At 68.9% G+C, this 7576-nt stretch carries 7 protein-coding genes; 3 read left to right on the top strand and 4 right to left on the bottom strand.

Annotation, left to right across the window (positions count from 1 at the left end; translation table 11 throughout):
• The first annotated feature begins 166 nt into the window (after window positions 1-166).
• Window positions 167-1624, top strand: coding sequence for a TrkH family potassium uptake protein (locus tag C667_RS17970; RefSeq protein WP_004373629.1), 1458 nt, complete (start codon window positions 167-169; stop codon window positions 1622-1624).
• On the opposite strand, the gene C667_RS17965 is transcribed toward C667_RS17970, so the two are convergent.
• Window positions 1581-2327, bottom strand: coding sequence for a response regulator (locus tag C667_RS17965; protein WP_004373625.1), 747 nt, complete (start codon window positions 2325-2327; stop codon window positions 1581-1583). The genes C667_RS17970 and C667_RS17965 overlap by 44 nt on opposite strands.
• Window positions 2324-3601: a DUF4118 domain-containing protein gene (locus C667_RS17960; protein ID WP_004373622.1), complete on the bottom strand. Its 1278-nt coding sequence runs from the start codon at window positions 3599-3601 to the stop codon at window positions 2324-2326. The genes C667_RS17965 and C667_RS17960 overlap by 4 nt, the downstream gene beginning before the upstream one ends.
• A 180-nt stretch (window positions 3602-3781) precedes the next feature.
• Between C667_RS17960 and crcB the strand changes: the two genes are divergently transcribed.
• Window positions 3782-4165 carry a fluoride efflux transporter CrcB gene (crcB, locus tag C667_RS17955; protein ID WP_004373620.1) on the top strand — a complete coding sequence of 128 codons (384 nt, stop codon included), beginning with the start codon at window positions 3782-3784 and terminating at the stop codon, window positions 4163-4165.
• A 68-nt stretch (window positions 4166-4233) separates the two neighbouring features.
• Here crcB and C667_RS25170 read toward each other — a convergent pair.
• Window positions 4234-4984 (bottom strand): IS5 family transposase gene (locus C667_RS25170; protein ID WP_370701707.1). Its coding sequence is split into 2 segments (ribosomal slippage): window positions 4234-4647 and window positions 4649-4984, totalling 750 coding nucleotides; the frame shifts between segments, so codons are not numbered across the junction.
• A gap of 234 nt (window positions 4985-5218) precedes the next feature.
• On the opposite strand from C667_RS25170, the gene C667_RS17945 reads away from it, so the two are divergent.
• On the top strand, window positions 5219-5890 hold the full coding sequence (locus C667_RS17945) for a YiaD family glycine zipper/OmpA-like lipoprotein (RefSeq protein ID WP_004373615.1): 672 nt from the start codon (window positions 5219-5221) through the stop codon (window positions 5888-5890).
• Between the two features lie 154 nt (window positions 5891-6044).
• Here C667_RS17945 and C667_RS17940 read toward each other — a convergent pair.
• The coding region (locus tag C667_RS17940) for a DEAD/DEAH box helicase (RefSeq protein WP_004373612.1) at window positions 6045-7576 on the bottom strand (1532 nt) is incomplete at its 5' end.

Genomic DNA, 7576 nt, shown 5'->3' with positions numbered 1-7576 from the left:
CGCGGTGAGCGATCACCGCGCCCTCTGCGCTTGCTCCCGCCTCCCGCCTCCCGCCTCCCGCCTCCCGTTCGTGCTGCACTGCAAACTCTTAACGCAATCTTTACGCGTGGCCGCCTAGCATCCGCAGCGTTTACACAGCTTTGCGGCCCTTGCCGCCCTTGTTGCGATGCAAGCCTACTTTCCCGTCCTCGGTGTGCTCGGCATGATGCTGATGCTGTTCGGGCTGGTGATGGGCTTTCCCCTCGCGGTCTCGTTCGCGCTCGACGACGGCGCCACCCAGGCCTACGACCTCGCCATCCTCGCCACCTTCGTCACCGGGCTGGCGATGTGGCTGGGCGGGCGGCGGGCGAGGCGGGACCTGCGCGTCTCCGACGGCTTCCTGCTCGTGGCCGCGACCTGGCTGATCACGCCGGTGTTCGGTGCGCTGCCGCTGATGTTCTACCTCCCCGAGCTGTCCTTCACCGACGCCTACTTCGAGGCCGCCTCCGGGCTCACCACCACCGGCGCCACGGTGCTCACCGGGCTCGACGCGATGCCGGTGTCGATCAACCTGTGGCGCTGCTTCATGCACTGGGTGGGCGGCATGGGCGTCATCGTGCTGATGGTGGCGGTGCTGCCGCTGCTGGGCATCGGTGGGCGGCAGATCTTCCGCGCCGAGACGCCCGGGCCGATGAAGGAGTCCAGCCTCACCCCGCGCATCGCCGAGACCGCCAAGGGCCTGTGGGGTGTCTACGTGGTGCTCACCGTGGCCTGCGGAATCGCGCTCTGGCAAGCCGGCATGGCCCCCTGGGACGCGGTGATCCACGCCTTCTCGATCATGGGCCTGGGCGGCTTCTCCACCCGCGACGCCAGCCTCGGCGCCTTCGCGAGCGTGCCGATCGAAACCGTCACCATCGTGTTCGCGCTGCTCTCGGGGATCAACTACGCCACCCACTACCTCGCCCTGGTCCATCGCACGCCGCGCCCTTACGGCCAGGACCCCGAGCTGCGCTGGTTCTTCGGCGTGCTCGCCGTCACCGTGGTGTTCCTGACCGTGTATCTGCTCGAGGGCGGCGCCTACCAGGATGGCGCGCTCGCCTTCCGCCACGTCTCCTTCCACGCCGTCTCGCTGGCGACCTCGCTCGGCCTGGCAACCTACGACTACACGCTGTGGCCGATGTTCGCCCAGGTGTGGATCCTGTTCCTGAGCAGCTTCGCCGCCTGCTCCGGCTCCACCGGCGGCGGCATCAAGATGATGCGCGCGATCATCCTGTACAAGCAGGTCCATCGCGAGATCGTGCGCTCGCTGCACCCGAGCGCGGTGGTGCCGCTGCGCCTGGGCCGCCAGCGCGTCTCCGACAATGTGCTGCACGCCGTGCTCGCGTTCAGCTTCATGTACATGGTCAGCATCGTCAGCCTGACGCTGATCCTCGCCGCCTCCGGGCTGGACCTGGTCACCGCGTTCTCGGGCGTGGTCGCCTGCATCAACAACGCCGGCCCTGGGCTGGCCGCGCTCGGGCCGGCGGGCAACTACCAGGGCCTGGGCGATTTCCAGACCTGGGTGATGAGCTTCGCGATGATCCTCGGCCGCCTCGAGATCTTCACCCTGCTGGTGGTGCTGACGCCGGCGTTCTGGCGGCGCTGAGCGGCTCGAGCACCAGCCGGTAGCCCACGCCGGGTTCGTTGAGGATGTGGACCGGCAGGCGTGGGTCGGGCTCGAGCTTGCGGCGCAATCCGGCCATATAGACGCGCAGGTAGTGCGCATGCTCGACGTGGTTCGGCCCCCAGGCGCCCGCGAGCAGCTGGCGCTGCGTTACCACGCGGCCCGCGGCGGCGGCGAGCAGGCCGAGCAGGCGGAACTCGATCGGGGTCAGGTGCACCGGCGCGCCGGCGCGGCTCACCCGGCGCTGCTCGAGGTCGAGCTCGACATCGCCGAAGCCGATGCATGCCGCGGCCTGTGCCGGACGCAGCGCGCGGCGCAGCAGGGCGCGTGCGCGCGCGAGCAGCTCGGCGACGCCGAAGGGCTTCGCGAGATAGTCGTCGGCGCCTGCGTCGAGCGCCGCGACCTTGTCGGCCTCGTCGCTGCGCGCCGACAGCACCAGCACCGGCATGCCGCTCCAGCCGCGCAGCTCGGCCAGCAGGGTCATGCCGTCGCCGTCGGGCAGGCCGAGGTCGAGCACCAGCAGGTCGGGGCGGCGGCTGGCGAGTTCGATGCGACCGCGCTCGAGTGCGGCGGCCTCGTGCACCGTGCAGCCCTCGGACTCCAGCGCCGCGCGCACGAAGCGGCGGATGCCGGCGTCGTCCTCGACCAGCAGCACGACCGGGGAAGGGGTGTGGGGGCTCTTCATCGAGCGGGCTCTCCGGCCTCGTCCTCGGGTGGCGGTCGTTCGGGCTGGGCTGGCAGCGGCAGTTGCAGCTCGAAGCAGGCGCCGCCGCCGGCGCGGTTGTGCGCGCTCACGCTGCCGCCGTGCGCCGCCATGATCGCGTGCACGATCGCCAGGCCGAGGCCGGTGCCGCTGTCGCCGGTCACCGTCGCTGCATCGCGCTGGCTACGCGGATGTGGCGCACGCATGAAGCGCTCGAAGATCGCCTGTTCGCGGTCGGGCGGCAGGCCGCAGCCGTCGTCGCACACGCGGATGCGGAGCCAGCTGGTGCCGGTTTGCGGTCCTGGTTGCGCAGCCCGGTCCGGTGGCCTGCCGCGCTCGGCGCTGGCCGCGCGCGATGGCGCAGACGCCGAATCCATTGGGCCGTTCGGCGCATCCGCAGGCGGGGCGCCAACCTGTGCCGACAGTGCGATGTGCCCGCCCGCGGGGGTGTGTGCAATCGCGTTGTCGATCAGGTTGCAGACCACCCGCTCCATGAGCACGGCGTCGGCGAACAGCAGCGGCAGCTCCTCGGGCAGGTCGAGCGTGAGCATGTGCTCGTGCAGGGCGTGGCCGCGCGCCTGCAGGGCGCTGCCGACCAGTTCGTCCACCGCCAGCCAGTCGAGCGCGAGGCGCGGCGTCTCGGACTGCAGGCGGGCGAGATCGAGCAGGTCGCGCGCGAGCGTGTGGGTGCGCAAGGCCTCCGCGCGAATCGCCTCTGCGAGCTCGGCCTGGGCCGGCGGCAGCGGCGGTCCGGCCAGCGGCAACGACTCGGCCAGCCCGGCGAGTGCGGTGAGCGGCGTGCGCAGGTCGTGCGACAAGGAGGCGAGCATGGTGTTGCGCAGCCGCTCGGTGTCGGCGGCCAGGCGCGCCTGCGCCGCCTCTTCGGCGCGCGCCTCGGCGGTGTCGCGCTCGCGGCGCAGGCGCGCGGCGAGTTCGGCCGTTGTCAGCGCCACCGCGAGCAGCACGGCGAAGGTGAGCAGATACTGCAGGTCCGACACCGCCAGCGTGAAGTGCGGATGCACGAAGAAGAAGTCGAACAGCGCCACCGACAGGAATGCGGCGAACACCGCCGGTCCCCGTCCGAGCCGGATTGCCGCGAACAGGACCGCGAGCGGGAACAGCATCGCGATGTTGGCCAGGTCGAACTGCCCGAGCAGCGGCGCGCCGAGCAGGGCCACCGCAGCGACTGCGACCGCGGCGAGCAGGTAGTTGCGCCACGGGGCGCGACCCGGGGCGGATGAGGAGCTGCGGTTCATGCGGCGATGTTAGCAGCGCGGCCGCCCCCGATCTCATCTCGTGTCGGCGCTGCCGGCCCTCGCCATCCGGCTTCCATCCTGCGGGTCGCCCTGGTGGGAGGGTGGGTAGAATGCTGGATGGAGCGGGATGGGGCCGCATGTGGGGGCGAGCGGAGACGGAGGCGGGATGGGGTACCAACGATGAATCTTGCGGCATTCGCGGCGGTGGGCGTTGGCGCGGCGTGTGGCGCCTGGCTGCGCTGGGGTTTGGGGCTGTGGCTGAATCCGGTGTTCGTGCTGGTTCCGCTCGGCACACTGGCAGCGAACCTGCTCGGCGGTTTCCTGATGGGCGTCGCGCTGGCGGCGGTGCAGGCCTGGCCGACGCTGTCGCCGGCGCTCAAGCTGCTCCTCACCACCGGCCTGCTCGGTGGGCTGACGACGTTTTCCACTTTTTCCGCCGAGGCCTTCCACCTGCTGCAGCGTGGTGCGATCGGCTGGCTGGGCGCTCACCTGGTCGTTCATGTGGCCGGGTCCGTGCTGATGACCTGGGCTGGATATGCGCTTTTCAACGCCCTGCGCGCGTGACCTACGCCGCAAGGCGGGCGGCAGCTTCATTTTCTGTTTCACTCCGATGGGCTAGGGTCTGTTGACAATCAAGCAAGCCATATGACGGCGGCGCAGAGTGCGATGAAGGAGGCGAATCGTTCGGCAAGCTTGTCGTAGCGGGTGGCAATGCGTCGGAATTGCTTGATGCGGCAGAAGAAGCGCTCGATGAGGTTGCGGTTCTTATACTGATGTCGATCAAATGGGCGCTGGACGAGGCGATGACTGCGTGGCGGAATGACCGCTTCGATGTCGTTGGTGGCCAGATAGTCGATGATGGCGTCGGTATCGTAGGCCTTGTCGGCGCTGAGCGAACCCGGCAGTAAGCCTTGGAGCAGAGGCAGCGTCTGCGGGCTATCGCCGGCTTGACCGCCGGTGAGGGCAAAGCGGGCCAGAGACCCGAGCCCTTCGACAACGGCGTGAATTTTGGTACTCAGTCCGCCGCGCGAGCGCCCCAGCGCTTGGTCTCCTTTTTTTTGGCGCACCTGCGGCATGCTGATGGGCGCGGACGATGGTGCTGTCGATGAAAAGCTCTTCGAAGTCCGCGTCCTCGGCCAACTTGGCGAACACCTGATGCCACACGCCTTTGCGCGACCAGCGGGCAAAGCGTTGATAAACGCTGTTCCAGGGGCCGAATTCGGCGGGCAGGTCGCGCCATGGGCTGCCGGTGCGTGCGATCCACAGCACCGCTTCGACAAACAGCCGGTTATTGGCCGCGGTGCAGCCCGGATCGCTTACCTTGCCAGGCAACAGGGCCTCAATCCGCTCGAACTGATCATCACGCAACCACACACGGGCCATCCTGACTCTACCCAAAAGTCAGGATATGACCATAAAACTGAGAGTGTGAACAGCCACTCGGCAAGCCATTGAATATGAAAGACTATCTTACAATATCGATGCCAATGGGATTATTTATGCTGTTGATTGTCAACAGACCCTAGAGTGAATGCACGGCACATCCATAATTCACGCCGAACCGCATCCCCAGCTGCATCACCGGCAGTACCCCCTCAACGCAACGGAGGCCATTACATGAAAAAATTCATCGTCACCCTTTCCGCGATCTCGCTCTCGATGGCTGGTCTTTCGGGCTGCGCCAACATGAACGAGACCCAGCGCGACACGGGCATGGGCGCCGCGATCGGTGCCGTGGCCGGTGGCTTGATCGGTGCTGCCACCGCGGGCGGCAACAAGGGCAAGAGCGCCGCCACCGGCGCGGCGATCGGCGCCGCGTTGGGCGCGGGCGGCGGCTATCTGTGGTCGCAGAACATGCAGAAGCAGCGCGCCGAGATGGAGCAGGCGACCGCGGGCACCGGCATCGGCATCAGCCAGACCACCGACAACCAGCTCAAGGTCGATATTCCCGCAGACGTGTCCTTCGACGTTGGCCGCTACGCGATCAAGCCCAACATGCGCCCGGTGCTCGATCGCCTCGCGTCCACGCTGAACCAGCACCCGGTGACCACCGTGACCATCATCGGCCACACCGACAGCACCGGCTCGGATGCGGTGAACGATCCGCTGTCGGTCAATCGTGCGGCTTCCACCCGCGATTACCTGGTGCAACGGGGTGTGTCCGCGCAGCGTATCGCGGTTGACGGTCGGGGCTCGCGCCAGCCGGTCGCCGACAACACCACCGCAGCCGGTCGTGCGATGAACCGCCGCGTGGAGATCTTCATCGCGGAGCCGGCGCCGAAGCAGTAAATCCTGTCTTGGCGGGCAGGGAGGTCGCGGTCGGGAGGAACGACCGCGGTCTCCCTGCCGCCGCATCCGCGTCTTCCGCGCCCCTGCATGCGCTTGTCGCGCCATTTGGCGTACTTGCGCGGCGAAAGGGGCGTGGCCTGCCTTCCGCCCGCGCTCAACGCGCGCCCGTCGGCAGCGGGGCGAGGAGCGCGGCGATGTCGGTCTCGCCGAACTTGGCGAGCGCGTTCGCGTCCTCCGACAGCACGCTCTCGGCGAGCGCCGCCTTCCTCTCCTGCAGGGCGAGGATCTTCTCCTCGATGCTGCCCGCGCACACCAGCTTGAACACGAACACCGGCTTGTCCTGGCCGATGCGGTGGGCGCGGTCGGTGGCCTGGTTCTCGGCCGCGGGGTTCCACCACGGGTCGTAGTGGATCACGGTGTCGGCCGCGGTGAGGTTGAGGCCCACGCCGCCCGCCTTCAGGCTGATCAGGAACACCGGCACGCGACCCTTCTGGAAGTCCTCCACCGGGATGCGGCGGTCGCGGGTGTCGCCGGTCAGCGCGACCCAGCCGATCTTCGCCTTGTCGAGTTCGGTTGCGATCAGGCCGAGCATGGTGGTGAACTGCGAGAACACCAGGATGCGCCGGCCCTCGTCGATCAGCTCGGGCAGCATGTCCATCAGCAGGTCGAGCTTGGCGCGCTCCTTCACCCGCAGCGCGGCCGGTGACTTGAGCAGGCGCGGGTCGCAGCACACCTGGCGCAGCTTCAGCAGCGCGTCGAGGATCACGATCTGGCTGCGTGCGAAGCCCTTGCCGGCGATCTCGGCGCGCACCTTCTCGTCCATCGCCGCGCGCACCGTCTCGTAGAGGTCGCGCTGGCCGCCCTCCAGGCCGACGCTGCGCACGATGATGGTCTTGGGTGGCAGCTCGGTGGCGACGTCTTCCTTGCGCCGGCGCAGGATGAAGGGGCGCAGGCGCGCAGCGAGCAGGTCGCGGCGCACCGTGTCGCCGTGCTTCTCGATCGGCGTGCGCCAGGTCGCGGTGAAGTCCTTGTGGCTGCCGAGGAAGCCCGGCAGCAGGAAATCGAACTGCGCCCACAGCTCGCCGAGGTGGTTCTCCAGCGGCGTGCCGGTGAGGCCCAGGCGGTGGCGGGCCTTCAACTGGCGGATCACCTGCGCGCCCTTGCTGGCGGCATTCTTCACCGTCTGCGCCTCGTCGAGGATGAGCAGGCTCCACTCGCGCGCCTGCAGCAGCTCGGCGTCCCGCCACAGCAGGGGGTAGGTGGTGAGGGCGATGTCGATCTTCCCGGCGCCGACGTCGCCGGCCTCCAGCTCCTCGAAGCGCGCGTGGCGGTCGGCGCCGTGCAGGTTCAGCACCTTCAGGTCCGGTGCGAAGCGCTCGGCCTCGGCCTGCCAGTTGAACACCAGCGAGGTCGGCAGCACCACCAGGGCGGGGAGGTCGAGCCGGCCGGCCTGCTTCTCGACGAGCAGGTGGGCGAGCGTCTGCGCGGTCTTGCCCAGGCCCATGTCGTCGGCGAGGATGCCGGCGAGTTCGTGGCGCACCAAGTGCTGCAGCCAGGCCAGGCCCTCGAGCTGGTAGGGCCGCAGCTCGGCGCGGAAGCCCGCCGGCGCGGCGACTGCGCGGATGCCCTCGGCGTCGCGAAGGCGCGCGGCGAGCGCGGCGAGCTGCTCGCGGCCGCGGCCGGGCA

The organism is Thauera phenylacetica B4P (genome assembly GCF_000310225.1).
GTDB lineage: Bacteria > Pseudomonadota > Gammaproteobacteria > Burkholderiales > Rhodocyclaceae > Thauera > Thauera phenylacetica.
The sequence above is the reverse complement of the archived record's forward strand: the minus strand, read 5'-3'. Positions and strand labels throughout refer to the sequence as shown.